The following is a 26,000-nucleotide window of genomic DNA, read 5'->3' on the forward strand; positions in this document are numbered from 1 at the left end:
GCCATCGGATGGGCGTGTAGCTCAGCGGGAGAGCACTACGTTGACATCGTAGGGGTCACAGGTTCAATCCCTGTCACGCCCACCATCCGATCTCCCTGACATTGTTGACAAATCCCCGCTTTGGGGATTTTCTGCTTCCTGAGCCTGGCAGGCGCTCCAGATCCAGCGCTTTGCGGAGCGAGGGCTTGCGCGTGATTGGTCCTCGACCATGATCCGGGCCGGATTCAATGGCTGTGGGATAGCCCCACACGGGGAAATAGGGGGACATATGACGCAAAGGACGCGGACACGGAAAGCGATATCCATAATCCTCGGCCTCGCCCTGGTTGCGGCTGGCCTCCTCGGTTTCGGTTATATGCAGTTTCATGTCGTCGAACCCATTAGCATCAAGTTTTGGCTGATTCCGATCACGATCTTCGCGGCTGGGGTAGCGATCCTCTGGGACGATTTCAAAAATCCCTAGCGAGACGACTGCTCTCCCCGTTCGACGCCCGAGCGACCGGCGGCAAGCTGGTGAAAGAGGGCAAATTGAGCAGTTCCAGCAAAAGCGCGTCTTCGTTGCTTCCCGTCGAGGCGACATTCGCCAGTCACCGATCACTGCCGGTGAGAAGCTGTGGCCCGACATCGGTATGTCCTGGGGCATTGTTCGGCTTTGTCCGATTCGTGCAGATTGCAGCGATGGCGCTTTCGCATATGAGGACGTGCTCACGCGATCATCAATTGCATACCGTTGCCGAAGTTCAGCCCCTCGTTGCTCAAGCATTCGGAAGCGCGAGCTTTGTGACGTACAGATGACGGGTTTATGACAAAATGCGTGTGATTTCAGCAACATAGCAGTAGCAGCCTGCTGTCACGATCGACAATGTCGTTGCAGTGCAACATACCCTATGTAACTTCCGCGGCGAGGCAGGCACCGAGCCAAAAAGGTGCCGCTTCGGTCACACGGGGTGAAGACACGTAGGGACTGCCGAGCGCAGACGGTCTTCATCCTCTTGCATCTGAACTGGAGGTTATTCCATGAACATCAAGAGCCTTCTTCTCGGCTCCGCTGCTGCACTTGCAGCAGTATCCGGCGCTCAGGCTGCTGACGCTATCGTTGCTGCCGAACCGGAACCGGTTGAATACGTTCGCGTCTGCGACGCTTACGGCACCGGCTACTTCTACATCCCGGGCACCGAAACCTGCCTCAAGATCAACGGTTACGTTCGTTTCCAGGTTGACGTTGCTCCGCACGCCAGCTCGATCGGCGCCGCCGGCGGTGGTTCTGTTGCCAACGACTCGGACTGGGATGCCCGTACGCGCGGTCAGGTTCAGTTTACGGCCAAGAGCGACACCGAATATGGTCCGCTGACCGGCGTCATCGTCATGCAGTTCAATGCTGACAACGCTTCTGCCCAGAAGGCCCAGCTGGACTCTGCTTACATCGACATCGCAGGTTTCCGCGCTGGTCTCTTTTACTCCTGGTGGGACGATGGTCTCTCCGGCGAAACGGACGATATCGGTTCTCCGGTAACGCTGCATAACTCTATCCGTTATCAGTACGAAACCGACGCCTTCTACGCTGGCATCAGCGTTGACGAGCTGGAAGACAGCCCGTTCTATGATGGCGAAACCGCTAACAACTTCGGCGTTGYAGTTGGTCTCGGCGGCAAGGCTGGAGCATTCAGCTACCAGATCACTGCTGGTTACGACACCGACAACGAAGAAGGTGCCGTCCGCGCCATGGGTACGGTTGCTGTCGGTCCGGGCACGCTCGGCCTCGCAGTCGTCTACGCGACCAACCCGAACGCCTATTACAACAAGGCTGAATGGGCCATCGCTGCTGAATACGCCATCAAGGCGACCGACAAGCTGAAGATCACCCCGGCCGTTCAGTACTACGACAACTACGGCATCACTGCTGGCGAGTTCAACGACGACGTTAGCGCCTGGAAGGCCGGCGTAACGGTCGACTACCAGATCGTTGAAAACCTCTCGGCAAAGGTTTCGGTTCAGTACCTCGATCCGGACAATGCTGAAGACGTAACCTCGGGCTACTTCCGCCTGCAGCGCGCGTTCTGATAAAAGGCTGCCGGCTAGAACAGGATGTCGTCCGAAAACCGCCTACACTTTTCGGCATCACGCTCTGGACCGGCAGCTATAAATTCCTGATCTGACTGACCTCCGATCGGGAAAGAATGGGCCTGGACTTCCCTGCCTGGGCCCATTCCCCTTGGCCAGAAGTGCGTCCAAGATGGCAGGCGCGCGATGAGCGCCTAGCTACTGTCGCGTCACATCGGTTCGTTGCCGATGTCCGGCAGCCTATGTCATTGCTGGACCCTGTAACCAGCAGGCTCAACCAACTTTTGACTCACCTGCCGCCGATCGCCGAGCCAGCCCGGCGGCCGACGAAATTTTTGTGCCTCTGGAATAACGGAGCCAAATTCGGACACAGAGCCATGCCATGGCGAACCGAGCATGAGGTGGTGATTCGCCTCGACAGGACATGGGGTTTTGAGATCGAAATGAAGTTATCCGCGCTTGCCGCCGCCGCAATTTTTTCCGCTGTCTTCGCCTTGCCGGCCTCTGCCGCGCCGGCCGCACCCGCCGAGACCTTTCCCGGCGCGCCTGGCGTCATTACGCTTTCCGGCAAATGCGCCAAGCTTGTTGTCGCTAAGTTCGACGCCACCAAGGGCTGCAAGAACGAGCTTGCCAGCGTCACGCTGGTCAATGGCCTGGTGACCTTCATCTTCACTTCGGACGGCAAGGCGCTCGGCTTCCAGGGCGACGGCGGCGGCATCAAGCCCGCCTCCAACGGCAATGCCCGCCTGCCGCTCAGCCTCGTCACCACGGGTGTCGGCAACAAGATGACCGGGGAGGTCAAGGTTGCCGGCTTCTGCACCTTCGGCAATCCCTATGCCGGCAAGCCGATTGCGATCGAATGCACCGCAGAAAGCAAGGACTCCTCCTTCACCGGCAGCTTCCGCACCGGCGGCAAGCTGGTGAAAAAAGGCAAATAGCCAGAGCGACTCCAGCAAAAGTGCGCAGCGGTTTTGCGTCGGGAATCGCGTGAAAACAAAGCGAGAGCGTTTCCGTGGCATTCGAGAATGGAAATGCTCTACAGCGCCGCGCGTCTTTTCAGACGCGCAAAGGACGCTGTAGCATTTTGAATTGCCGTCAGGCGCACCAGGCGCTGCCGGCAGCCCCCGGCTTGCGTGCCAGTCCCTCATTGATCAGTTGCGCGCCGAAAGAGCGCCCGTCGCGCGAGACGACGCGCGGTGCGCCTGAGGACTCGGTCTTGCCCGCGGCATTCATGGTGAACGGTCCAGCGTTCAGAAGTGCCAGCAGCCGTGACTTGGCGGCAAAGGCCACCCTGCGTTCGCCGTCACAGCGGGCCTGGTCGACGACAGGGCTTGCCATGTCGGCAATCACGATCTTCTCGCCCTTGTACCAGAAGACACCGCCGTCGCCGACGCAATTGATGTGGGCGCCCTGCCCGCAATAACCGAAGGCGACTGTCCCGGTTTCCGAAACGGCAGGAGAGGCCGGGGACGGCACTGCTTTTATCGGTTGGATCATCGGCGTCGGGATCGCGGCCGGCGGCAGCGGCTGCGACTGTGGCACCGGCGATACGGCTTTCGGCATGGGTGCGGCAAGCGCCACCTGCTTCGGAGGCACGTCCTTCCTGACGAGGGGTTTCGGCTCCGCCGTTTCCCGCGTGATCGGCGCCGATTGCCTTGCAAGCATCGGCTGGATGCTCTTCCAATGGTCGTGAGCGACGATGCCGCCGATCGCGGCAATGCCGATCACCGCCCAGGGCAGCAATCCGCCACCGCTGCCGCGCGCTTTGCTCTTTCCTCTGGCCGGCGCCTTGCGGCGGCCGCGTGTCGCTGTCTTGGCCATCTGTCCGATTCCCGTGAGGCCGGGATTATCGCTGCCCAATCCTTTCCGAAAGGTTGGCGCGGCGACAGGATGATGCCTGGTACGGCGATCTTTTCCTCCAATGACAGGAAAGCGCCGGGGCGCACCGGCGGGGCCTGTGCGGCGCCTGAAACACACGACGAGGAAAAAGCTGAACAAATTCCGGGCTTACACGTTAGCCAGCGAAAAATTCCATCTATTCTAGGGGAAAAATCCATGGATCTCATCATCGCCGACATGATACCGGCGTCGCGCATCCACTATCCGGTCATCTTCGCCCGTCTGCTCGGCGCCATCGTCTTCGGCGCACTGATCGGCTTCGAGCGCGAGGCACGCGACCGCCCGGCAGGCTTTCGCACCCATATTCTGATCAGTCTTGCCGCGGCCCTCTTTGCCATCATCTCGATCGAGGCCGTGCACATGCCGGGTTTCGCCGATGACGAGCAGGTGCGTATCGATCCGCTGCGTGTCATCGAAGCCGTAACCGCCGGCGTCGCTTTCCTTGCCGCCGGCATGATCGTCTTTGCCAGAGGTCGGGTGCACGGGCTGACGACGGGCGCCGGCATGTGGCTCTCCGGCGCGATCGGCCTCGCCATGGGCTTCGGCTATTGGCCGATCGCCTTCTTCACGACGCTCGCCGCCATCTGTGTGCTCTTCGCTTTCGGTAAGCTCGAGCAACGATTCGGCTTTAACTCCGGACAGCGGATCGATCGGGATGACCATCAATAGAAAACAAAACGCCCGGCATCATGCCGGGCGTTCGTATCAGCGTGACTGTCTGCTGGTCATTCGGAGCGTGCGGCCGAAGGATCGTTTTTCCCAACCGATGCCGTACCGCCGATGGACGAAAGCGGCTTCTGGCGTTCGCCGATGCCGATATTGATGCGCTCGTCCGCCGCCTCGCGTACGGCCTGCCATTCACTCTCGTGCCGGATGAAGATCTCGCGGGGCACAAAGTTGATCGTCATATGTTTCTCACCCTGTTTCAAATCTACCGTCAGCGCCAAAGAGGCCTCCGGAATATCCGTTATTTCTTGGCGTCAGCATTGCCTTTAATGTCGGGACCACCCTTGGAAAGGTCTGCGCCGGTAACATGGGCGGGCACGTGAATGTCGTGATAGACGCCGGGCGTCAGGGTCAGATCGACATGATGCGGCGGCAGCACCTGCGCCTTCTGCATGCGGTTTGGCTTCGCCCGCTTCATGCGGTCGGACGCCTCCGTGCGCTTGTCGGGAACATGGGTCGAAGTGTGCATCATCGGCCTCCTTTTTTAAGCTCAACAGTGCCTAACGGACGGGCATCAGGATGGTTCCAAAAAAAATTACCCAATCTCGATATGCCTGTCGGCCTTGACTGGCCCGGGAAGCTCATTACCTAGAGCCTATCCTGCAGCCTTCCAGACATCGGCTGACGGGGGAACATTGGTGCCGGGCCCCTCTGGCGAGAGTTTTTACGGCGCTCTCGTGATGTCGGTACCGCCTGCAGCTTAGCCGGCGGATTTTTCATCGATGAACAAGCTCACCATGCCTGACCCGCATGCCCGTTATGGCATGTCGCGTTTTTCCAATATATCACCCCTCTTCAATGCGATTTGCGGCCGCGAGGTGCGGCCATGAACCAGTCCGTGACCCATAAATCTTCGCTCAGCTATTTCCGCTGGGCTTTCATCGTTACTGCCCTCGGCCTCGTTCTCGGCGCCGTGCTCGGCTGGCAGACGACGGGCACCATCGGCGGCATGGCAACCGTCTTCTTCATCTGCACCGTGCTTGCAGTGCTGGAGATATCGCTTTCCTTCGACAATGCCATCGTCAACGCCAACAAGCTGAAGGAGATGACGCCGGTCTGGCAGAAGCGCTTCCTCACCTGGGGCATCATCATCGCCGTCTTCGGCATGCGCATCGTCTTCCCGCTGGCCATCGTCGCGATCGCGGCACAGATCGGCCCCTGGGATGCTCTGGTGCTTGCCGCCCGCGAGCCGGCCGAATATGCCCGCATCATGAACGACGCGCATCTGCCGATCGCAGCCTTCGGCGGCACCTTCCTGATGATGGTCGGGCTCAACTACTTCTTCAATCACGAGAAGCAGGTGCACTGGATTGGCGGTCTTGAAAAGATGATGGCGCGTTCCGCCACCATCAAGGGTATCGAGATCGCCTTCGTGTTGGCGCTGATGCTGGTTTTCTCCTGGCTGATCGGCGGCGAGGAAGCCACCGTCTTCGTCCATTGCGCCATCTACGGCCTGCTTACCTTCCTCGCGGTCGAGGTGGTCGGCGGGCTGCTCGATGCCTCGCAGCAGACGATGAGTGCTGCCGCCAAGGGCGGCCTCGGCGCCTTCATCTATCTGGAGGTGCTGGACGCCAGCTTCTCCTTCGATGGCGTCATCGGCGCCTTCGCGCTGACGCAGAACCTCTTCGTCATCGCCATCGGCCTTGGCATCGGCGCCATGTACGTGCGCTCGATGACGATCATGCTGGTGGAGAAGGGAACGCTTGCCGAATACCGCTATCTCGAACATGGCGCCTTCTACGCCATCCTGATCCTCTCGGTGATCATGTATGCGCAGACGATGGTGCACATCCCCGAAGTCATCACCGGCCTCGGCGGCGCGGCGCTGATCGGCCTGTCCCTCTGGTCATCCATCCGCCACAACAGGCGCGAAAAGGTCGAGGGTCACGTCGCCCGGCAGGAGGAACTTCACGCCTGACAATGCAAGCCGCTGGGCGGCACCCATAGGGATAAAAATAAAGCCCGCGACCATCCGGTTGCGGGCTAATTCATTCATGCATGGCTTGCAGGTGTGTTAGCGGGAGACCTGACTGAAGGAGGCTGGGTCGATGCCGAGCTCCCTGAGGTCGCCGGCGCGCGGGCGACGGCCGGCTTCAACGGCGGCGCTGACAGCATTTGCAGCACCGAGGACGGCGAATGCGCGGCCAAAGAAACCCGTACGGATTGAATTGCGGAGTGCGGACATTGTCCTTTTCCTCTTGCTCTATGATTGACCACTCATAGATGGCATCGCGCATAGACCTCCACAATGCTCAGAAAATCACCTCAGCCATGCAAAAAACAACAGGCCGGCACATGTCTCCATGGCCGGCCTCGAGGGAGGGGGTGGGTCGTCTTTTTCTTCTTAGAGCGCCGCGACCTTTCGGACGCACAAAGGACGATCTAACACTTTGAAATCTACGCATCGTGCTTTCCGAAAATCGATTCCGATTTCGGGCCGATGCGCTAGTCTTCGTTTGCCGCCAGTTGCGACAGCACCTGGCCCCTGCCACGCAGCCGCAGAATCAGCGGGATGAGGAAGGCAGCGGCCGCAACGATGAGCAGACCCGCCGCGATCGGCGACATCACCAGCGTCGTCACATCGCCCTGGCTGATCGCCAGCGCCCGGCGCAGCTGCTGTTCGGCAAGCGGCCCGAGGATCAGGCCGACGACGGTAGGCGCGATTGGATAGCCGAAGAGCCGCATCACATAGCCGAGCAGGCCAAAAGTGAGCAGCATGCCGAGCTCGAACACGGATGGATTGGCACCGATTGTCCCAAGCGTCGCAAACAGCAGGATGCCGGCATAGAGCCACGGCTTTGGAATGGTCAGCAACCGCACCCAGAGCCCGATCATCGGCAGGTTCAGCACCAAAAGCATCGCATTGGCGATGAGCAGGCTGGCGATCAGTCCCCAGACGAGCTGCGGATTGGTGGCAAACAGCAGCGGCCCCGGCTGCAAGCCGTATTGCTGGAAGCCGGCGAGCATGATCGCCGCCGTCGCCGTCGTCGGCAGGCCGAGTGTCAGAAGCGGCACCAATGTGCCGGCGGCCGAGGCGTTGTTCGCCGCCTCGGGACCGGCCACGCCTTCGATTGCGCCATGGCCGAACTCTTCCGGGTTTTTCGCCAGCCGCTTTTCGGTCGCATAGGAGAGGAACGTGCCGATTTCGGCGCCGCCCGCCGGCATCGCGCCGATCGGGAAACCGATCAGCGTGCCGCGCAGCCAAGGCTTCCACGAGCGCGACCAGTCCTCTGCGGTCATCCAGAGCGAACCCTTGACCGCCTCGACCTTCTCCGCGATCCGGTTGCCCTGCGCGGCGATATAAAGCGTTTCGCCGATCGCAAACATCGCCACGGCAAGCGTCGTCACCTCGACACCGTCGAGCAGGTCCGGGATGCCGAAGGAAAGTCGCGCCTGCCCGGTCTGTTGGTCGATGCCGACCATGGCGAGCGCAAAGCCGATGAACAGCGAGGTCAGGCCCCGCAAGGCGGAGTCGCCGAAGGCCGAGGAGACGGTGACGAAGGCAAGCACCATCAACGCGAAATATTCGCGCGGCCCGAAGACCAGCGCCAGCTTGACGATATAGGGAGCGATGAAGGCAAGCCCGAGCGTCGCAATCAGGCCGGCGACGAAGGAGCCGATCGCCGCCGTCGCCAGCGCCGGTCCGCCGCGCCCGGCGCGCGCCATCTTGTTGCCCTCGAGCGCGGTGACGATCGAGGCGCTTTCACCCGGCGTGTTGAGCAGGATCGAGGTCGTCGAACCGCCATACATGCCGCCGTAATAGATGCCGGCGAACATGATCAGCGAGCCGCCGGGATCGAGTTTGTAGGTGACGGGCAACAGCAGCGCCACGGTGAGTGCCGGGCCGATGCCGGGAAGCACGCCGACGGCGGTGCCGAGCGTCACGCCGACCAGCGCATAAACCAGGTTCATCGGCTGCATCGCAACCAGGATACCCTGCCATAGGAATTCGAATGTGCTCATCTTGGTGTCCCAAGCGGCGTTCCCGACCATCCGATTTCGGGGTCAGGCGCCGCGCAAAATCAAAAGAGCTGACAGCGCGTCCGCGCGGTCAGAAGAACAGATGTTCGAGCGGGCCGGCCGGCAGCGTCAATTGCAGCAGCTGCGAGAAGATCGCCCAGACGACGAAGCTGAGGACGATGCCAAGCGGCAGCGAGATCCAGAGCTTACGTTTGCCGAAGCCGCGTGCCGTCAGCGCGAAGAGGATGCCGGTCGCGATCGAGAAGCCAGCGACGCGCAGGAGCAGCATCTGGCCGGCAAGACCGGCGACGATCCAGATGACGGGCGCGACTTCCTGCCGGTCCCGTTCGGGAAAATCGCCGCGCCAGGCTTCGAAGGCAGTCCAGATCCCGAGACAGAAGAGGCCGAACGCCACCACTTGAGGCACTGTCGCCGGACCGATGCGGTCGTACTGCGCGATGGTTTTCAGATGCAAGGCATCCCAGGCCATCACGCCGGCGACGACGAAGAGGAAAACGGCAATGATGAACGCCGCCCAATCAGGGCGACGCTCGGTTGCCGAGGAGGTGTTATCCTCGCTCATTGAACAAGTCCGATATCTTTGAGAATGCCTTCAGTGGCCGAGACATCCTTCTCGAGCTGCGCCTTGAAGGCATCGCCGGAGAGATAGGTGTCGGCCCAGCCCTTGGTCTTCAGGGTTTCCTGCCAGGTGGCGGAGCTATGCAGCTTCTCGAAATCGGCGGTGACGGCTGCCACCTGCTCGGCCGACAGGCCGGGGGCTGCGGCGACCATGCGCCAGTTCTGGATGGTGACGTCGGTGCCGGCTTCCTTCAGTGTCGGGGCATCGACGCCGTCGATACGCTTGTCGCTGGATACGGCGAGAAGACGGAGCGTGCCCGACTTCACCTGCGATTCAAACTCGCTGTAGCTCGAGACGCCGGCCGTGACCTGGCCGCCGAGAATGGCGGCAAGCGCTTCACCGCCGCCGGAGAAGGCGACATAGTTGATCTTGGTCGGATCGACGCCGGAAGCCTTGGCGATCAGGCCGACGGCGATGTGGTCGGTGCCGCCGGCAGAGCCGCCGCCCCAGGAAACCGCACCCGGATCCTTCTTCAGCGCCGCGACCAGATCGGCCATCGTCTTGATCTCGGACGCGGCAGGAACGACGACGGCCTCATACTCGCCGGTCAGACGGGCGATCGGCGTGACATCCTTGAGCGTCACCGGCGACTTGTTGGTAAGGATCGCGCCGACCATGACATAGCCGCCGACGATCAGCGAATTCGGGTTGCCGGCAGCCTGGCTGCTGAACTGCGCAAGGCCGATGGTGCCGCCGGCGCCCGGAACGTTCTGGACCTGCACGTTGCCGGAGATCTTCTCCTGCTGCAGCGCGGTCTGCAGCGAACGAGCCGTCTGGTCCCAGCCGCCGCCCGGAGCGGCCGGCGCGATGATGGTGTAATCGGCCGCATAGGCCGGCAGCGCGATAGTCGCGGCAAGAAGAGTTGCGATGAACGTATGCTTCACGATGTGTCCTCCGTAGCGGCTGAGCAGACCGCCTGTTGTTCTCTGGGAATCGGGAGGAATGGGCCGGCCAGCGGACGCAAGGGTCCTGAATGACGAGCAGAATACCTCCCAAGGCTTCAGCTCTCCGCCTCCACGGAGAAGAAGTAGCCAAAGCGACCACAACAACCTGTCATTTAGCTGACATCGGCGAGATATCCAGAAGGACAGGACACTTTTTTGCCGTAATTGGCGGACGGCGGTCTCATTCCGGTTCGTCGCTGCCGCATGGCCAGCACCGCTGGCCGCCGCGAAACATGGCCGCGAGCCTTTCTGACGAGAGCTATGGGCGCAGCGACCCAAAGCTCTTTAAGGAGGGCCAGCCCGCCGAAAGCTGACGCTTCACTGCATCCGCAGAACCTCGTTCCAGTGCGCGATCAGCCGCGCCCGCTTCACCTGATCGAGATAGACCATCAGTCCGGGACTGACCGGCACCGGCCGAAGTTGGGCGCCGAGCAGTTCCTGCAGCGTATTGGCGGTATTCTCCCCCGCGACCTCGGGGCTCACGGCCGGAATCTGCAGCTCGCGCGCCAGGATCGTCTGCCCTTCCCTCGACATGAAGAAGGTGAGATAGCGGCGCCCGAGCTCCGGCTCGGCAGCCGCCTGCGGCACCAGCCCGATCCGCGACATCACCACGGTATAATCCTTCGGCAGCACGATGCCGACATCGGGATACCGCGAGGCCCAGTCGGCCGCATAGGAACCGAGAATATTGTAGCCGAGCACGAAGCGCCCGTCGGCAACACGTTCGAGAATCGCCGAACTCGTCGAATAAAGCTTGACGCCGGCGGCCCCCATCGCCCCGATCACCGACCAGATGTCGCCGAACTGTTCCTGGTCGCGCGCCATGAAAAGAAAGCCGACGCCGGAGCGCTCGATATCGTAGGTACCGATCCGCCCATAGACCTCGTTGCCCTTGCGTTTCAGATAATCGACGAATTCGGCCCGCGAGCTCGGCACCGGCTCATGGGCAAAGCTCGGCTTGTGATAGACGAACACCGCCGGCTCGAAGGTGAGCGCATAGGCGGTGTTGCGCCAGTTCGCCCATTTCGGCCATGCAGCGCTCATCGGCAGGTTGCTGACCTGCGCATATCCGTCGTTGGAAAGCTTCACCTGCAGGTCCATCGCCGAGGAAAAGGCAAAATCCGCCGTCTTCTTGCCGGCATCCGTCTCCTTGACGATCCGGTCGTAGATGTCGCCGGTCAGCATGTCCTCGTATTTGACTGCGACATCGGGATTGGCCTCCAGGAAACCCCGGATCATCGGCTGCGCCAACGGCTCGTCGAGCGAGGAATAAACCGTCAGTACCGGCGCATCGGCATTGCCGGATTTTGCCGGATAGAACACCTGATCGGCCAGGGCAAAGCCCGGCCAAAGCGCCAGCAGCAAGATGAAAACTCTCCTCATGCAGCAACAATGCCCGAGCGCGCCGGGAGGAGCAAGGGCGCCGGCCAGACGGTGGCACCGCTGCCTGTTTTGCGGGGTCAGAGATCGCGCTCGAAGAAGAGCAGGATCTGCTCGAGTTCCGGCGGGACCGGATAATAGGCATCCCGTTCGCGGAAGCCGAGGCGGCGATAGAGCCCCTGCGCTGCCGTCTGCAGAATGCCGGTATCGAGCCGCATCGACAGATAACCGTCGGCTTTTGCCCTTGCCATCGATGCCTCGCAGAGTGCCGCAGCGACACCGCGACCGCGTGCCGCCGCCGAGACGAAAAGCCTTTTCATCTCTGCAATGCCCGGCGCTTGCTCTTGATGCATGACGCAGCCAACAGGCTCTCCATCAAGCCGCGCCAGGAAGATTGCACCCTTCGGCCTTTCGTGAATCTGCGGCAGGCCGGCGAGCAACGCCTCGAATTTTTGCGGATTGTAATAGAGATCGACTACCGGCCGATGCTGGGGGTAGTTGTCATAGAGCCATTGCCGGAATGATCGGCAGAGATCCCGCACCGCGGCAACCTCCGTCGGGCTTTCCGCGAGTTCGATCGTCAACTCTCCCATCCGCCCAACCTCCCGATCCCCGCCCTTCTATCACGAACCTGTTGCGCAGTAGAGATCGAAGGCCGGATTAGAGCAATTCCAGGCAAAGCGCGAAGCGGTTTTGCCGGGAATTGCGTAAAAACAAAAGGCTGGAGCGGTTCTGCGCTTCCCTTAAAGCTGAACCGCTCTAGGCGGCGACCCACTCCATCAGTGCATTCTGCGCATGCAGCAGAAAGGTCTTGGCGGCGCGGCTCAGGCAGCGCGGATGCTCCATTGCCGCGGCCGTCACCTCCTGACCGCGCATCACCGGCGGGCACGGCAGGAAGATCGCATCCTCCCGCAAACGATCGAGCACATCGCTCCCGATCCGATAGCTGGCGAGTGCGTCCGAGGGGCCATCGCCCGGCCATGAATCGGTGATGACGATATCGGCATCCGATAGCTCGCCCATATCGCTACTCACGCGGAAGCGCCCGTTGAACAGCGCGGCGTCACAGATGTGCCAGCGTTCGGGATAGACCTGCACCACCTCGATCGGCAATACGATCGACGCTTCGGCCCAGGAGCGGAGGATATTTGCGTCCGCCGCCACGCCAACGACCTTCAGCCCGTCGATCGAGCCGCGCCGGCTCTTGATATAGGCAAGGTCGCCGAGCGTCTCGCAGGGATGGTTGGAGCGTGTGCGCGCATTGATGACAGGCACCGGCGAGGCTGCCGCCACCGCCTTCAATGTCGCAAGCTCCCTAGAGCATGATGCCGAAAAGTATCGGCGGTTTTCGGACGACATCATGCTCTAACTATTTAATTTAGAACAGGATTCAGATTTTAGGCCGATCGGGCCTAAAATCATCCTGTTCTAGGGCGGATCACCAGCATGTCGAACCAGTTGCCGAGATAACCCGAGAGATCGCCGGTTTCCTCTCTGGTATTGAAGCCGATCGGCACATGCACGCAGATACCACCCATCGCCTGGATGCCGAGATCGAAGGCGGTCGTATTGCGCCAGCCGCCGTCGTCGACAATCAGCGCGACGCCCGCAAGGCTCTGCGGCATCGCACGCTCATCCCAGGCTTCGGCGAGCTCGCCGGCGCGAGCGACAATCGATCGAAGCCCGGCCTTCGGAATATCATGAAACTCCAGAAAATTCCGGGCCGAACCTGTCATCCAAAATCTCCGTCAGGCATGAAACGTCGCCACAATACCCTTCGCTGGCCTCACGGCAATCGCCGAAGCAACCGCGAATCACATTGCATACCGCGTTGGATACCTCGCGATTCGTCTTCCAAGCCATGCCCTGCGTCCGGCTCAAGCCTTAAATCGATCCGCGATCGGTTGTATGATGCCGATCCCGGAAGCATCGACCAAAGCAGAACACTCCCGCTTTCTCCGATTAGAATCCCCTTTTCATCACAAAGGATTAGAGGCTGGCTCCATCCTTCACCCATTTAGAGTATTGATGAAGATCGACGACGTTATATGGTCGCGCTGCCGTATTAAAAACGTCGAAACCACCCGAATTTCTTATTCGGGGGACGACTCTACGCGACAAAAACTCTATAAAAAGCTAGACTAATCTGGGAAGATCCATGGGAGGGGTCATGGAACGACGACTGAGCGCTATTCTCGCTGCGGATGTCGTCGGCTACAGCCGATTGATGGGCATCGATGAATCCGGCACGTTGCAGGCGCTGAACCGCCATCGCTGCGAGCTGGTCGATATTCGTATTTCAGACTACAAGGGCCGGATCGTCAAACTCACCGGCGACGGCATTCTTGCCGAATTCCAGAGCGTGGTGAACGCGGTCGCCTGCGCCGCCGAAATCCAGCGCAGCATGGCGGCCCGCAACGAGAACGTGCCCAAGGACGAGCGCGTCGAATTCCGCATCGGCATCAATCTCGGCGACGTCGTGGTCGAGAACGGCGACATATTCGGAGATGGCGTCAATCTCGCCGCCAGGCTTGAGCGTATCGCAGCACCGGGCGGCATCGCCGTGTCGGCTTCGGTGCGCGATCAGGTCGGCTCGCGTCTCAATCTCGGCTTCGAATTCATCGGCGAGCATATGCTGAAGAACATCAGGCAGCCCGTTCAGGTCTATACCGTCAGCTTGGCGCCTCCCTCCTCCGCGAGATTGGTGGCGCAGAACCGCAATACCTGCTTCATTGCCGTACTGCCCTTCACCAATATGAGCGGTGATGCCGATCAGGATTATTTCTCCGACGGCATTACCGAAGACATCATCACCGATCTCTCCAAGATCTCCAGCCTGCACGTCGTGCCGCGCAATACCATCTTCACCTACAAGGGCATATCGGTGAAGGTGAAGCGGCTCGCCCAGGAGCTTGGCGTGCGCTACGTGCTCGAGGGAAGCGTCCGCATCTCCGGCAATCGCGTGCGCATTTCCGGCCAGCTGATCGACACCGCCAATGGCGACCATCTCTGGGCCGAGCGTTACGACCGCGACATGACCGACATCTTCGCGATCCAGGACGAGATCACCCATGCGATCGTCGGCCAGTTGAAGGTGCGTCTGTTGCCGGAAGAGAAGAAGGCGATCGCCAATGAGCCGACCGCCAATGTCGAGGCCTACACCTATTATCTCAGGGGCCGCCAGCTCTCCCACACCTGGACCAAATCCTATCTCCAGCTCGCAAGGCGCATGTTCTGCAAGGCAGTCGAGCTCGACCCGGATTATGCTCGCGCCTATGCCGGCATTGCCGATTGCGACGCGGCGATCCGCGATTGGGCTCCTGATGACGTGCCGCTGCGGCGCATCCTCGACATGAGCGCTCGTGCCCTGGCGCTTGATCCCGACCTCCCCGAGGCCCATGCCTCGCACGGCCTGGCCCTACATCAGAGCGGTTATGATGATAGGGCGGCGGCGGCCTTCGAACGTGCCCTGGCGCTCGACCCGAACCTCTTCGAGGCGAATTTCCACTATGCCCGGTTCTTCTTCATGCGGGGTAACTTTGCTGAATCCGTTCAATATTTCACCCGCGCTGCCGAAATCCGTCCGGATGACTATGTCTCACCGATCCATCTGATGTCCGCCTACCGCTCGCTCGGCCGTATGGTGGACACGGAAAACTGGGCGAGCCTCGGCCTGCTGCGCGCCGAACGCGCCCTGAACCTCAATCCGGAAAATTCAGGCCCGGCCCATCGCGGCGCGCTGGCGCTTGCCCATCTCGGCGATGCGGCGAGGGCGCGCGACTGGGCTGCCCGCGCGATCGCCATCGATCCCGATGACATCGTCGCGCAGTATAATCTCGCCTGCGTCTACTCCGTCCTCGGCGATGTCGACCAGGCGATCGACCTTCTTGAGAGGCTGCTGCCGAACAGCTCCGTCTACCATATCAAATGGTTCAACAATGATTCCGACCTCGACAACATCCGCGACGATCCCCGCTTCCGGAAACTCCTCGCCGCCGCGATGACACAGCGCGAACAGATCGAAAGAACCGGGAGCTGAGATCGAGCCTTTCCCGGCCGTTCACCGAATCTTCAAAATCGCTGTGACATCGATCCGCCACCTCTGTAATCTCCTTTGAAAAACAGGGGAACCGTCCGTGCGCATCCTGCTCACCGAAGACAATATCGCGCTGGCAGACGGCCTGTCGGCGATCTTGCGCGGCACGGGCCATGCCGTCGATGTCGTCCATGATGGGGCGTCTGCCAATGCGGTCATCGCCGCGGAAAATTTCGATCTGGTGATCCTCGACCTCAACCTGCCAGAGATGGACGGGCTCGACGTGCTGCGCGCCATGCGCGCCCGGCAGAACCAGGCGGCCGTCCTCATCCTGACCGCGCGCGGCACGCCGGAAGAGCGGGTGAAGGGGCTCGATCTCGGCGCTGACGATTATCTGATCAAGCCTTTCGATATTGCCGAATTCGAGGCCCGCGTGCGCGTGCTGCTGCGCCGCCAGGCCGGGCTGCGCTCGGCGACAGTCGGCTTCGGCGGCATCTCCTTCGATCTCAATTCCCGCACCTTTTCATCAGGCGCCACGCCGCTCGATATTCCCGCCCGCGAGCTCGGCCTGCTCGAAATCCTCTTCATGCGGGCCGGCAAGGTCGTCGCCAAGGAGGCGATCATTCAATCGCTGACCGCCTTCGACGACGACATTTCCGCAAACGCCATCGAGCAATATGTCAGCCGCCTGCGAAAGCGCCTCTCGCCGCACGGCCTGACCGTGAAGACCGCACGCGGCATCGGCTATTATCTCGACAAGCTGCCCGAGGCCTCATGAACGCCGCCTATTCCCTCAGGCGCCGGCTGCTCTTCTGGCTGCTCGTCTCGACAGCCGTCATCGGCACGCTGGCGCTCGCCGATACCTATCGCGAGGCGGTCCAGACCTCGAACATCGTCTCCGACCGCGTGCTCGCCGGCTCAGCGCTGGCGATCGCCGAGCGCGTCGTCGTCGCCGAAGACGGCACGCTGCAGGTCGATATCCCCTATGTCGCGCTTGAAATGCTGACCTCGGCCGCGCAGGATCGCGTCTTCTACCGCGTCGACGGCCCGCCGGGCAAATTCATCACCGGCTACCAGTCCCTGCCGGTTCTGAAGAAGACGCCCGGCGATGGCGCAGCCTTTGCCGACGACACCTTCCGCGGCGAGCCGATCCGCGTCGCCACCCTCGAACGCTCCGCCTCGACAGGCATCCGCTCCGTGCCCTTCGTGGTGACGGTCGCCGAAACCACCATCGCCCGTCGGCAGCTGGCGCAGGCGATCCTCGTCCGCTCCGCACTCCGCCTCGCCTTCATGATCGCGGGCGCCGCCGTCATCGTCTGGATCTCGGTCACGGTGGCGCTTCGTCCGCTCTACAAGCTCGGCGATGCCATCGGCGAACGCAGCCCTGATGACCTTCATCCGATTAAGCAGACTGTGCCGAGCGAGGTCGAGCCGCTGGTCGATACGGTGAATTCCTTCATGGTCCGTCTGCAATCGGCGCTCGATGCGCTGCGCCATTTCACCGGGAATGCCAGCCATCAGCTGCGCACGCCGCTGGCGATCATCCGCACCCAGCTTGCCCTTTCCGCCCGCGCCGGCTCGCTTGATGAGGCGCAGGCAGCGGCACTGAAGGGCGACCAGGCGGTGGCACATGCCGAACGCATCCTCGCCCAGCTTCTCCTGATGGCCAAGATCGACGCCGCCACCGCCAAGGAGGCACTGACCGCCTCCGCCATCGATCTTGCCGCCATCGCTCAGGAAATCACCGGCGAGCAGATCCCGACGGCCGCCGTCGCCGGCATCGATCTCGGCTTCGAGGGCGAAAGCCCGGCGATGGTCCGCGCCGAGCCGCTGCTGATCGGCGAAATGCTGCGCAACCTTGCCGGCAATGCCATCGCCTATGCCGGCAAGGGAGCTGAGGTCACCGTCCGTATTATCGCCGCGTCAGAGACGATCCGCCTCGAAGTCGAGGACAATGGCCCCGGTATTCCGCGCGAGAAGCTGGAGGCGGTGCGCCGGCGTTTTTCGCGCGGCAATGAGTCCGGTGCGCCCGGTGCCGGCCTCGGCCTGCCGATCGTCGAAGAAATCGCCAATCTTTTCAACGCCGACCTGACGCTGGAGCCGGGCGCAGATGGAAAAGGCCTGAAGGCGGCCGTCACCTTTGCCAAGGCGGCGTAAGAGCCGTCGACCTTTCCGCCTTGCTTTCTTTCGCTGCATTGCACACACTGATTTTCGGGAACAGCAAGCCGCACGACGATGCGCGCCGGATAAAAAGAGAAATATGTCGATCAAAGCCAGCATCTATCATCTGACGCATTACACCTATGACAAGCCGGTCCGCCTCGGCCCACAGATCATCCGGCTGAAACCTGCCTCGCATTCGAAGACACGGGTGCTCAGCCATTCGCTGAAGGTCACGCCCTCCAACCATTTCGTCAACCTGCAGCAGGATCCTTACGGCAATTACCTTGCCCGCTACGTCTTTCCGGATCCGGTGACGGAGTTCAAGATCGAGGTCGATCTCGTCGCCGACATGACGGTGTACAATCCCTTCGACTTCTTCGTCGAGGAAGAGGCGACCAAGTGGCCCTTCGGATACCCTGAAACGATCCAGGAGGATCTGTCGATCTACATGACGCCGGAGCCGGCCGGTCCGCGCCTCAAGGCGCTGCTGCCGACGCTCGACTGGTCGCCTGACCAGCCGACGGTCGATATGATCGTCGGCCTGAATGCCCGCCTGCAGCGGCAGATCGGCTATGTCATCCGCATGGAAACCGGCGTGCAGACGCCGGAGGAAACGCTGGAAACTGCCAAGGGCTCCTGCCGCGACACCAGCTGGCTGCTCGTCCAGATCCTTCGCCATCTCGGCCTCGCCGCCCGCTTCGTCTCCGGTTATCTCATCCAGTTGACGCCGGACCTGAAGGCGCTCGACGGCCCCTCCGGCACCGAGGTCGATTTCACCGACCTGCATGCCTGGGCGGAGGTCTATCTGCCCGGCGCCGGCTGGGTCGGCCTYGATCCGACCTCGGGCCTGTTGACCGGCGAAAGCCACATCCCGCTTGCCGCCACGCCGCATTACCGCAACGCCGCCCCGATTTCCGGCGGTTATTTCGGCGAGGCCGAAACCGAGTTCGCCTTCGACATGAAGGTCTCGCGCGTCGCCGAACACCCGCGCATCACCAAGCCCTTCTCCGATGAAAGCTGGGAGGAGCTCAACGAACTCGGGGAGAAGGTCGATCGTGTCCTCGAAGCCGAGGACGTGCATCTGACGATGGGCGGCGAGCCGACCTTCGTTTCGATCGACGATTTCCAGTCGGAGGAATGGAACACGGCAGCAGTCGGCCCGACCAAGCGCGAAAAGGCCGACATCCTGATCCGCAAGCTGCAAGAACATTTCGCCCCCGGCGGTTTCCTGCATTACGGCCAGGGCAAATGGTATCCGGGCGAAAGCCTGCCGCGCTGGACCTTCTCGCTCTACTGGCGCCGCGACGGCAAGCCGGTCTGGCAGAACCTCGATCTGGTCGCCGCCGAAGGCAAGGATACCGGCGTCACCGCCGAGGATGCCGAGAAGCTCCTGACGGCGATCGCAAAAGAACTGGCGATCAAACCTGAGATGGTGCAGCCGGCCTATGAGGATCCGGCCGACTGGATCATCAAGGAAGGCAACCTTCCCGAAAATGTCGATCCGGCAAATTCGAAGCTGAAGGATCCCGAGGAACGCAACCGCATCGCCCGCGTCTTCGCCCGCGGCCTCACCGTCGCGACCGGTTACGTCCTTCCGGTCCAGGCATGGAACGCCAAGGCAACGGAAAGCCGAGTCTGGATCAGCGAGAAATGGCGCACCCGCCGCGGCAAGATCTTCCTCGTCCCGGGCGACAGCCCGATCGGTTACCGCCTGCCACTCGGCACGCTGCCCTATGTCCCCCCGGCGCGTTATCCCTATATCCACCCCGCCGATCCGACGATCCCGCGCGGACCGCTGCCAGATGTCTTCGTACCGGCCGGCCGGGCCATGCCGGAAGCCTCTTTCCATGCCGATGAGAGCAATCGCGGCCGCATCGAACAGACGCTCGGTGAACTCCGCGGTGCCGTGCGCACCGCCATGTCGGTCGAGCCGCGCGACGGCAGGCTCTGCGTCTTCATGCCGCCGGTCGAGCGCATCGAGGATTATCTCGAGCTGATCGCGGCTGCCGAAAACGCCGCCGCCGAACTCAAGCTTCCGGTCCATATCGAAGGTTACCCGCCGCCGCAGGACGAGCGCATCAACGTCATTCGTGTCGCCCCGGATCCCGGCGTCATCGAGGTCAATATTCATCCAGCCTCGAACTGGAAGGACTGCGTCGACATCACCACGGCGATTTACGAGGAGGCGCGCGCGACGCGGCTCGGCGCCGACAAGTTCATGATCGACGGCCGTCATACCGGCACCGGCGGCGGCAACCATGTCGTCGTCGGCAGCGCCAATCCGAACAACAGCCCCTTCCTGCGCCGTCCCGATCTCTTGAAGAGCGTCGTCCTCCACTGGCAGCGCCATCCGTCGCTCTCCTATCTCTTCTCCGGCATGTTCATCGGCCCGACCAGCCAGGCGCCGCGCATCGACGAGGCTCGTCACGACAGCCTCTACGAGCTGGAAATCGCCATGGCGCAGATCGCCGCTCCCGGCCGCGGCCAGCAGCCGCTGCCCTGGCTCGTCGACCGCCTGTTCCGCAATCTGTTGACCGACGTCACCGGCAACACCCACCGTGCCGAGATCTGCATCGACAAGCTGTTCTCGCCCGACGGCCCGACCGGACGGCTCGGCCTTATCGAGTTCCGCGGCTTCGAGATGCCGCCGAACGCACGCATGTCGCTTGCCCAGCAATTGCTGGTGCGCGCGCTGATCGCCCGATTCTGGGTCAACCCGGTCGACGGCAAATTCGTCCGCTGGGGCACGACTCTGCATGACCGTTTCATGCTGCCGCATTTCGTCTGGGCCGATTTCCTCGACGTGCTTGCCGACCTTCGTGAAAACGGCTTCGACGTCAGCCCGGAATGGTTCAAGGCCCAGCTCGAATTCCGCTTCCCCTTCTGCGGCGAAGTCGAATATGAGGGCTCGAAGCTGGAACTGCGTCAGGCGCTGGAGCCTTGGCATGTCATGGGCGAGGAAGGCGCGCCGGGTGGTACCGTCCGTTACGTCGACAGCTCCGTCGAGCGCCTTCAGGTGCGGCTCGAAACCAGCAATACCGCGCGTTATACCGTCACCTGCAATGGCCGCACMCTGCCGCTGACGCCGACCGGCACCGCCGGCGTGTCGGTGGCCGGCGTCCGCTACAAGGCGTGGCAACCGTCCTCCGGCCTGCATCCTGTCCTGCCGATCAACACACCTTTGACCTTTGACATTTATGATACATGGTCGAAGCGTTCGATCGGCGGCTGCATCTATCATGTTGCCCATCCGGGCGGCCGGACCTATGACACCTTCCCGGTCAACGGCAACGAGGCGGAAGCAAGGYGGCTCGCCCGCTTCGAGCCGTGGGGACATACGGCGGGCGGTTATATCCCGCGCGCCGAGACAGGTTCGCTTGAATTCCCGCTGACGCTGGATTTGAGGCGGCCCGCCGGAATTTAAGGCCGAGGATTGGGGCCGGGGGTAAGGCTGAATTTTGATGGGTAAGAGGCCGGCAGCGGAGCGCAGGGGAGAGGCAGAGGAACGTATCGTCAAGGATGCGGCCTTCGACTATGCGCCGCTTCCTGGTTCCGCCGACGAGATGGTCGACAACAAAGGCGCTGTCCGCCCGGTCTGGCAGCGTTTCCTCTCGCATCTGAGCACGATGCCGGAAAAGGATCTCGCCGAGCGTTTCGCCCGCGCCGACCGCTACCTCCGGGATGCGGGAGTCTTCTACCGCGCCTATGGCAGCAAAGGCACCGGCGAACGCGCCTGGCCGATCTCGCATATCCCGGTGCTGATCGACGAGCGCGAATGGAAGACACTGTCGGCGGGCCTCGTCCAGCGCGCCGACCTGCTGGAGGCGATCGTTGCCGATATCTACGGCGACAACCGACTGGTGGAGGAAGGCGTCCTGCCGCCGGCGCTGATGGCCGCCAATCCCGAATTCCAGCGCCCGCTCGCCGGCATCCGGCCAGGCTCCGGCCATTATCTGCATTTCTGCGCCTTCGAGATCGGCCGCGGACCTGACGGCAACTGGTGGGTGCTGGCCGACAGGACGCAGGCGCCCTCAGGCGCCGGTTTCGCGCTGGAAAGCCGCGTCGCGACGACCCGGGCCTTCTCGGATATCTACGCCGAAACCCCGGTCCACCGTCTCGCCTCCTTCTTCGGTGCCTTCCGCGACGCGCTTCAGGGCATGAAACATTCGGGCGACGACCGCATTGCCGTGCTGACGCCCGGCCCCGCCAACGAGACCTATTACGAGCACGCCTACATCGCCCGCTATCTCGGCTTCATGCTGCTCGAGGGCGAGGACCTGACCGTCGTCAAGGGCCGCGTCATGGTGCGCACCGTCGCCGGTCTGAAGCCGATCGGCGTGCTCTGGCGCCGTCTCGATTCGGCCTTTGCCGACCCGCTGGAGCTGAACCAGAATTCGCATATCGGCACGCCCGGCCTGGTGGAAGCGCTGCGCGCCGAAAGCGTCACCATCGTCAATGCGCTCGGCACCGGCGTTCTCGAAACCCGGGCGCTTCTGGCCTTCATGCCGACCATCTGCCACCGTCTGCTGGGGGAGGATCTGCAACTGCCCTCGATCGCCACCTGGTGGTGCGGCCAGAAGGAAGAGCGTGAGCACGTCGCAAAGAATATCGAGAAGATGGTCATCGGCCCGGCCTATTCCCGGGCGCCCTTCTTCGACGACAACGGCGAATCCGTGCTCGGCTCCTCGCTGCGTGCCACCGCCAAGGATTCAATCACCGACTGGCTGAGTTCGGACGGCCCCAAACTGGTCGGCCAGGAGGTCGTCACGCTGTCGACGACGCCGGCCTGGGTGGACGGCAAGCTCGTGCCGCGGCCGATGTCGCTGCGCGTCTTCGCTGCCCGCACCGCAAATGGCTGGCAGATCATGCCCGGCGGTTTTGCCCGCATCGGCTCCGGCGCCGATGTCGCAGCCATCGCCATGCAGTCGGGCGGAGCGGCCGCCGATGTCTGGATCGTCAGCGACAAGCCGGTCGAGCGCCACACGCTGCTGCCGGCCGAGGGCAGCTTCACCCGCAACATGCCGGGCAGCCTGCCGAGCCGGGCAGCCGATAATCTGTTCTGGCTCGGCCGCTACATCGAACGCGCCGAAGGGGCGCTGCGCATCCTGCGTGCCTGGCACGCGCGTTACGCCGAAGCTGCCGATCCGAACCAGCCGCTGCTCGCCGATGTCTCCGAGTATCTCACGGCCGTCGATATCGATACCGCCGAGGCCGTGCCGGAAACGCTCCTGCGCAACATCGACAGCGCCGTTTATTCGGCGAGCAACATCCGCGACCGTTTCTCGCCGGACGGCTGGCTGGCGCTCAACGATCTCGCCAAAACCGCACGCCGCTTTCACGTCACTGTCGCTGCCGGCGACGATGCCAGCCATGCGATGACGATCCTTCTGCGTAAACTCGCGGGCTTCGCCGGCCTCGTGCACGAGAACATGTACCGCTTCACCGGCTGGCGCTTCCTCTCGCTCGGCCGCTATATCGAGCGTGGCCTGCACATGACGCGCCTGCTCGGCCACATGTCCGGCCCGGAAGCGCCCGACGGCGCCCTCGACATGCTGCTCGAGATCGGCGACAGCGTCATGACCCACCGCCGCCGCTACAACGTCAACACGGCGCGGCTGACCGTCACCGACTTGCTGGCGCTTGATCCCCTTAACCCCCGCTCGGTCCTCTTCCAGGTGAACGAGATCCACCACGAGGTCGAGCAACTGCCGAATGCCCTGATCAACGGCCAGATGTCGCCCTTCTACCGCGAGGCGATGCGGCTCCATTCCGGCCTGGCGGTGATGACGCCGGAGGGCATGGGGGTCGAAGTCTATCAACGGCTCGAGCGCGAATTGGAGCAGCTTTCCGATCTGCTCGCCCAGACCTATCTCGGGTGACGGCGATGCTCTACGATCTCTCCCTCCACATGGGTTACAGCTACGACGTGCCGGCCTCCGGCGCCCGCCACGTCATGCGCCTGATGCCGCTGTCGCTGCCCAACCGGCAGCGCCTGGTCGCCGGCTCGATCACCATCTCGCCGACGCCGGACGAGCAGTCACATTTCGTCGATTTCTTCCATCATCCCACCACCTCCTTCATGCTGCGCGCGCCGCACGAGACGCTCGACATTCGCATGCAAGCCCGCGTGCAGGTGGAAAGCCAGCCGATCGCCGCCGATTTCTCGCCGTTGCTTGCCGACTTGCCGGAAGAGATATCAGGCATCTGGTCGTTGGCGCCGGATTCGCCGCACCATTTCCTTGGCGACAGCCCGCGCCTGACCCAAGCGCGCGAGATCGCCGACTATGCGCGAAGCTGCGCCATGCCTGAGCTGACGGCGATGCAGATCGCCCATGCGCTCTGTGCCCGCATCAACAAGGATTTCACCTACGACCCTGACGCGACGACGGTGGACACGACGCCGCTCGAGGCGTTCAAGTTGAAGCGCGGCGTCTGCCAGGATTTCACCCACATCATGATCCTGGCGCTCCGAAGCCTCGGCATTCCGGCCGGCTACGTCTCCGGTTTCCTGCGCACCATCCCACCCCCCGGCAAGGAGCGGCTGGAAGGGGCGGACGCCATGCATGCCTGGGTCAGGATCTGGTGCGGTGAGACGATCGGCTGGATCGAGCTCGATCCGACCAACAACATCCCCGCCGGCACGGACCACATCGTCGTCGCCTATGGCCGCGACTATTCCGACGTCGTTCCCGTCATCGGCGTATTGAAAAGCTATGGCGGCCAACGCGCCGTCCAGGCGGTCGACGTGATCCCCCTGAAATAATCCCAAAACTGGAAAAATCCGACGATTCGTTAAAATTCTATTGACGCCGTAAGGACAGCGGAAAGGAGGGGCGTGGCTAATATCACCTCACAGGGCCTCCATATACGGGTGAACATGATGAGCACCTCCTTTTTACAAAATCCCTGCCTGCGTCGCATGCTTGGCGACCGTGGCGGCAATTTCGGAATCATGACGGCGATCCTGCTGCCCGTCCTTTTTGGGGCGGCCGGCATGGCGATCCAGGTCGGAGATATGCTGCTCTCCAAGCAGCAGTTGCAGGAGGCAGCCGATTCAGCCGCGCTGGCAACTGCGACTGCCCTGGGGAACGGCACGATCCAAACCTCCCAGGCGGAAGCCTTCGCGCGGAATTTCGTCGCCGGGCAAATGGCGAATTACCTGCAGAACGGCGTCGATATCAAGAACGCGACTGCCGTCAATGTCCAAACGAGTAACTCGGGCAAATCGGCATCCTACCAGGTAACGGTTACACCGAGTTACGACCTCACGGTCAATCCGCTCATGCAGGCGGTCGGCTTCAGCACGCAGCATCTTTCGACGTCTAGCACGACGGTCAGCGGTCCTTCACAGACCCCGGGCTCCAATGCCCAGGGCTCCGTCTCCATGTTTCTCGCGCTCGATAAGTCAGGGTCGATGGGAGACCCTACCGCAACTGTCAACAAGGATGATCCGACGGAAACCTTCACCTATGACTGCAACCCCCACCTCAACAAGAAGGGCAAGTGGGTTTACGACACCTGCACCGGCAGCCGCGCGAACTACTATACGAAGATAGAGGCGCTGAAGATGGCCGCCGGCAATCTTTTCGGACAGCTCACCAGCGCCGATCCCAACGCCCAATACGTACGCACCGGCGCAGTCTCTTACGATATCGTTCAATACACACCCAGCACTCTTGCCTGGGGGACTGCCGGTGTCTCGAGCTATGTCAATGCGCTTGAGGCAGGAGGTGGCACCAATTCGAGCGGGGCGATGAGCACGGCGTATTCATCCCTGACGGCAAAAAATGCCGCAGGGAACGATGCCGAGGACGCCGCCCACAAGCTGAAGACCGGGCAAATACCCAAAAAATACATCGTCTTCATGACAGACGGCGACAACAACAACGATAGCAGTGGCGGCCGCTCTTACGATACCCTAACAAAGGCGACATGCGACGCCGCCAAGTCCAAGGGCATCGAAATCTATACGATCGCCTTCATGGCACCCGCGGGCGGGCAGGCGCTGCTGCATTACTGCGCCTCCGATGACGCGCATTATTTCCAGGCGGAAAAGATGGAAGACCTCCTGGCCGCTTTTCAAGCGATCGGAGCGAAAGCCTCCGCACAGCTGACGCGCCTGACGAACTGACGATCGGTCCCGGCGAAAAGCCGAACAAAAAAGCCGCTCCGGAACAAACCGGAGCGGCTT

The 26,000-nt window shown here is 62.0% G+C and carries 20 protein-coding genes, 1 tRNA gene and 3 pseudogenes; 13 read left to right on the forward strand and 11 right to left on the reverse strand.

Annotated elements, in window-relative coordinates; genetic code table 11:
* Window positions 1-10: 10 nt before the first annotated feature.
* The 4 genes from AC1D1Z_RS22235 (at window position 11) to AC1D1Z_RS22250 (ending at window position 2,999) form a co-directional block, all read left to right on the forward strand.
* Window positions 11-85 (forward strand) — tRNA-Val (locus tag AC1D1Z_RS22235).
* Window positions 86-268: 183 nt separating this feature from the next.
* Complete coding sequence (locus AC1D1Z_RS22240; protein ID WP_018446075.1) at window positions 269-463, forward strand: hypothetical protein; 195 nt, start codon at window positions 269-271, stop codon at window positions 461-463.
* Window positions 464-1,017: 554 nt separating this feature from the next.
* Window positions 1,018-2,061, forward strand: coding sequence for a porin (locus AC1D1Z_RS22245; RefSeq protein WP_477851677.1), 1,044 nt, complete (start codon window positions 1,018-1,020; stop codon window positions 2,059-2,061).
* Window positions 2,062-2,504: 443 nt separating this feature from the next.
* Window positions 2,505-2,999 (forward strand): hypothetical protein, encoded by a 495-nt coding sequence (locus AC1D1Z_RS22250; RefSeq protein ID WP_130653568.1) that lies wholly within the window; start codon window positions 2,505-2,507, stop codon window positions 2,997-2,999.
* Window positions 3,000-3,156: 157 nt separating this feature from the next.
* Here the strand turns inward: AC1D1Z_RS22250 and AC1D1Z_RS22255 are convergent, their stop codons facing one another.
* Complete coding sequence (locus AC1D1Z_RS22255; RefSeq protein ID WP_130653052.1) at window positions 3,157-3,882, reverse strand: hypothetical protein; 726 nt, start codon at window positions 3,880-3,882, stop codon at window positions 3,157-3,159.
* A gap of 234 nt (window positions 3,883-4,116) precedes the next feature.
* On the opposite strand from AC1D1Z_RS22255, the gene AC1D1Z_RS22260 reads away from it, so the two are divergent.
* On the forward strand, window positions 4,117-4,629 hold the full coding sequence (locus tag AC1D1Z_RS22260) for an MgtC/SapB family protein (protein ID WP_018243549.1): 513 nt from the start codon (window positions 4,117-4,119) through the stop codon (window positions 4,627-4,629).
* A 56-nt stretch (window positions 4,630-4,685) separates the two neighbouring features.
* Here the strand turns inward: AC1D1Z_RS22260 and AC1D1Z_RS22265 are convergent, their stop codons facing one another.
* Both AC1D1Z_RS22265 and AC1D1Z_RS22270 read right to left on the reverse strand, forming a co-directional pair.
* Window positions 4,686-4,868 carry a hypothetical protein gene (locus AC1D1Z_RS22265; protein ID WP_018243550.1) on the reverse strand — a complete coding sequence of 61 codons (183 nt, stop codon included), beginning with the start codon at window positions 4,866-4,868 and terminating at the stop codon, window positions 4,686-4,688.
* A gap of 59 nt (window positions 4,869-4,927) precedes the next feature.
* Window positions 4,928-5,158, reverse strand: coding sequence for a hypothetical protein (locus tag AC1D1Z_RS22270; protein WP_047622426.1), 231 nt, complete (start codon window positions 5,156-5,158; stop codon window positions 4,928-4,930).
* A gap of 354 nt (window positions 5,159-5,512) precedes the next feature.
* Between AC1D1Z_RS22270 and AC1D1Z_RS22275 the strand changes: the two genes are divergently transcribed.
* Window positions 5,513-6,604: a DUF475 domain-containing protein gene (locus AC1D1Z_RS22275; RefSeq protein WP_018243552.1), complete on the forward strand. Its 1,092-nt coding sequence runs from the start codon at window positions 5,513-5,515 to the stop codon at window positions 6,602-6,604.
* A 96-nt stretch (window positions 6,605-6,700) separates the two neighbouring features.
* Here the strand turns inward: AC1D1Z_RS22275 and AC1D1Z_RS22280 are convergent, their stop codons facing one another.
* The 8 genes and pseudogenes from AC1D1Z_RS22280 to AC1D1Z_RS22315 all read right to left on the reverse strand — a co-directional run.
* Complete coding sequence (locus AC1D1Z_RS22280; protein ID WP_165403099.1) at window positions 6,701-6,871, reverse strand: hypothetical protein; 171 nt, start codon at window positions 6,869-6,871, stop codon at window positions 6,701-6,703.
* A 260-nt stretch (window positions 6,872-7,131) separates the two neighbouring features.
* Window positions 7,132-8,649, reverse strand: a complete 1,518-nt coding sequence (locus AC1D1Z_RS22285) for a tripartite tricarboxylate transporter permease (protein ID WP_047622425.1) — start codon at window positions 8,647-8,649, stop codon at window positions 7,132-7,134.
* Between the two features lie 88 nt (window positions 8,650-8,737).
* The gene (locus AC1D1Z_RS22290) at window positions 8,738-9,229 is read right to left on the reverse strand and encodes a tripartite tricarboxylate transporter TctB family protein (protein ID WP_018072799.1); all 492 of its coding nucleotides are present in this window, start codon (window positions 9,227-9,229) and stop codon (window positions 8,738-8,740) included.
* The gene (locus AC1D1Z_RS22295; protein WP_028742298.1) at window positions 9,226-10,170 is read right to left on the reverse strand and encodes a Bug family tripartite tricarboxylate transporter substrate binding protein; all 945 of its coding nucleotides are present in this window, start codon (window positions 10,168-10,170) and stop codon (window positions 9,226-9,228) included. Before AC1D1Z_RS22295 ends, AC1D1Z_RS22290 begins: the two co-directional genes overlap by 4 nt.
* 378 nt (window positions 10,171-10,548) lie before the next feature.
* Window positions 10,549-11,595: an ABC transporter substrate-binding protein gene (locus AC1D1Z_RS22300; protein ID WP_018446068.1), complete on the reverse strand. Its 1,047-nt coding sequence runs from the start codon at window positions 11,593-11,595 to the stop codon at window positions 10,549-10,551.
* 95 nt (window positions 11,596-11,690) lie between these two features.
* Window positions 11,691-12,212, reverse strand: a pseudogene (locus AC1D1Z_RS22305) (GNAT family N-acetyltransferase); the annotation flags it as partial.
* 157 nt (window positions 12,213-12,369) lie between these two features.
* A pseudogene (locus AC1D1Z_RS22310) lies at window positions 12,370-12,927 on the reverse strand (ornithine carbamoyltransferase); the annotation flags it as partial.
* Window positions 12,928-13,040: 113 nt separating this feature from the next.
* Window positions 13,041-13,346, reverse strand: a pseudogene (locus AC1D1Z_RS22315) (ornithine carbamoyltransferase); the annotation flags it as partial.
* A 434-nt stretch (window positions 13,347-13,780) separates the two neighbouring features.
* Between AC1D1Z_RS22315 and AC1D1Z_RS22320 the strand changes: the two are divergent.
* From AC1D1Z_RS22320 to AC1D1Z_RS22350, 7 genes are all read left to right on the forward strand, one after another.
* On the forward strand, window positions 13,781-15,649 hold the full coding sequence (locus AC1D1Z_RS22320) for an adenylate/guanylate cyclase domain-containing protein (RefSeq protein WP_130653053.1): 1,869 nt from the start codon (window positions 13,781-13,783) through the stop codon (window positions 15,647-15,649).
* 97 nt (window positions 15,650-15,746) lie between these two features.
* Window positions 15,747-16,424, forward strand: coding sequence for a response regulator (locus AC1D1Z_RS22325; protein WP_003542898.1), 678 nt, complete (start codon window positions 15,747-15,749; stop codon window positions 16,422-16,424).
* Window positions 16,421-17,803 (forward strand): sensor histidine kinase, encoded by a 1,383-nt coding sequence (locus AC1D1Z_RS22330; RefSeq protein WP_130653054.1) that lies wholly within the window; start codon window positions 16,421-16,423, stop codon window positions 17,801-17,803. Before AC1D1Z_RS22325 ends, AC1D1Z_RS22330 begins: the two co-directional genes overlap by 4 nt.
* A gap of 103 nt (window positions 17,804-17,906) precedes the next feature.
* Window positions 17,907-21,233: a transglutaminase family protein gene (locus AC1D1Z_RS22335; protein ID WP_477851678.1), complete on the forward strand. Its 3,327-nt coding sequence runs from the start codon at window positions 17,907-17,909 to the stop codon at window positions 21,231-21,233.
* 37 nt (window positions 21,234-21,270) lie between these two features.
* Complete coding sequence (locus AC1D1Z_RS22340; RefSeq protein ID WP_130653056.1) at window positions 21,271-23,688, forward strand: circularly permuted type 2 ATP-grasp protein; 2,418 nt, start codon at window positions 21,271-21,273, stop codon at window positions 23,686-23,688.
* A 5-nt stretch (window positions 23,689-23,693) separates the two neighbouring features.
* Window positions 23,694-24,572 (forward strand): transglutaminase family protein, encoded by an 879-nt coding sequence (locus AC1D1Z_RS22345; RefSeq protein WP_115157645.1) that lies wholly within the window; start codon window positions 23,694-23,696, stop codon window positions 24,570-24,572.
* Window positions 24,573-24,689: 117 nt separating this feature from the next.
* Window positions 24,690-25,940: a vWA domain-containing protein gene (locus tag AC1D1Z_RS22350; RefSeq protein ID WP_130653057.1), complete on the forward strand. Its 1,251-nt coding sequence runs from the start codon at window positions 24,690-24,692 to the stop codon at window positions 25,938-25,940.
* The last annotated feature ends 60 nt before the right edge of the window (window positions 25,941-26,000 follow it).

It is taken from the genome of Rhizobium sp. P1_E1 (assembly GCF_056406015.1).

Bases quoted from the DNA above. Each gene is read 5' to 3' on its own strand.
- AC1D1Z_RS22240 (WP_018446075.1), top strand. From the start codon at position 269: ATGACGCAAAGGACGCGGACACGGAAAGCGATATCCATAATCCTCGGC.
- AC1D1Z_RS22250 (WP_130653568.1), top strand. From the start codon at position 2,505: ATGAAGTTATCCGCGCTTGCCGCCGCCGCAATTTTTTCCGCTGTCTTC.
- AC1D1Z_RS22255 (WP_130653052.1), bottom strand. From the start codon at position 3,882: ATGGCCAAGACAGCGACACGCGGCCGCCGCAAGGCGCCGGCCAGAGGA.
- AC1D1Z_RS22260 (WP_018243549.1), top strand. From the start codon at position 4,117: ATGGATCTCATCATCGCCGACATGATACCGGCGTCGCGCATCCACTAT.
- AC1D1Z_RS22265 (WP_018243550.1), bottom strand. From the start codon at position 4,868: ATGACGATCAACTTTGTGCCCCGCGAGATCTTCATCCGGCACGAGAGT.
- AC1D1Z_RS22270 (WP_047622426.1), bottom strand. From the start codon at position 5,158: ATGATGCACACTTCGACCCATGTTCCCGACAAGCGCACGGAGGCGTCC.
- AC1D1Z_RS22275 (WP_018243552.1), top strand. From the start codon at position 5,513: ATGAACCAGTCCGTGACCCATAAATCTTCGCTCAGCTATTTCCGCTGG.
- AC1D1Z_RS22280 (WP_165403099.1), bottom strand. From the start codon at position 6,871: ATGTCCGCACTCCGCAATTCAATCCGTACGGGTTTCTTTGGCCGCGCA.
- AC1D1Z_RS22285 (WP_047622425.1), bottom strand. From the start codon at position 8,649: ATGAGCACATTCGAATTCCTATGGCAGGGTATCCTGGTTGCGATGCAG.
- AC1D1Z_RS22290 (WP_018072799.1), bottom strand. From the start codon at position 9,229: ATGAGCGAGGATAACACCTCCTCGGCAACCGAGCGTCGCCCTGATTGG.
- AC1D1Z_RS22320 (WP_130653053.1), top strand. From the start codon at position 13,781: ATGGAACGACGACTGAGCGCTATTCTCGCTGCGGATGTCGTCGGCTAC.
- AC1D1Z_RS22330 (WP_130653054.1), top strand. From the start codon at position 16,421: ATGAACGCCGCCTATTCCCTCAGGCGCCGGCTGCTCTTCTGGCTGCTC.
- AC1D1Z_RS22340 (WP_130653056.1), top strand. From the start codon at position 21,271: ATGGGTAAGAGGCCGGCAGCGGAGCGCAGGGGAGAGGCAGAGGAACGT.
- AC1D1Z_RS22345 (WP_115157645.1), top strand. From the start codon at position 23,694: ATGCTCTACGATCTCTCCCTCCACATGGGTTACAGCTACGACGTGCCG.
- AC1D1Z_RS22350 (WP_130653057.1), top strand. From the start codon at position 24,690: ATGAGCACCTCCTTTTTACAAAATCCCTGCCTGCGTCGCATGCTTGGC.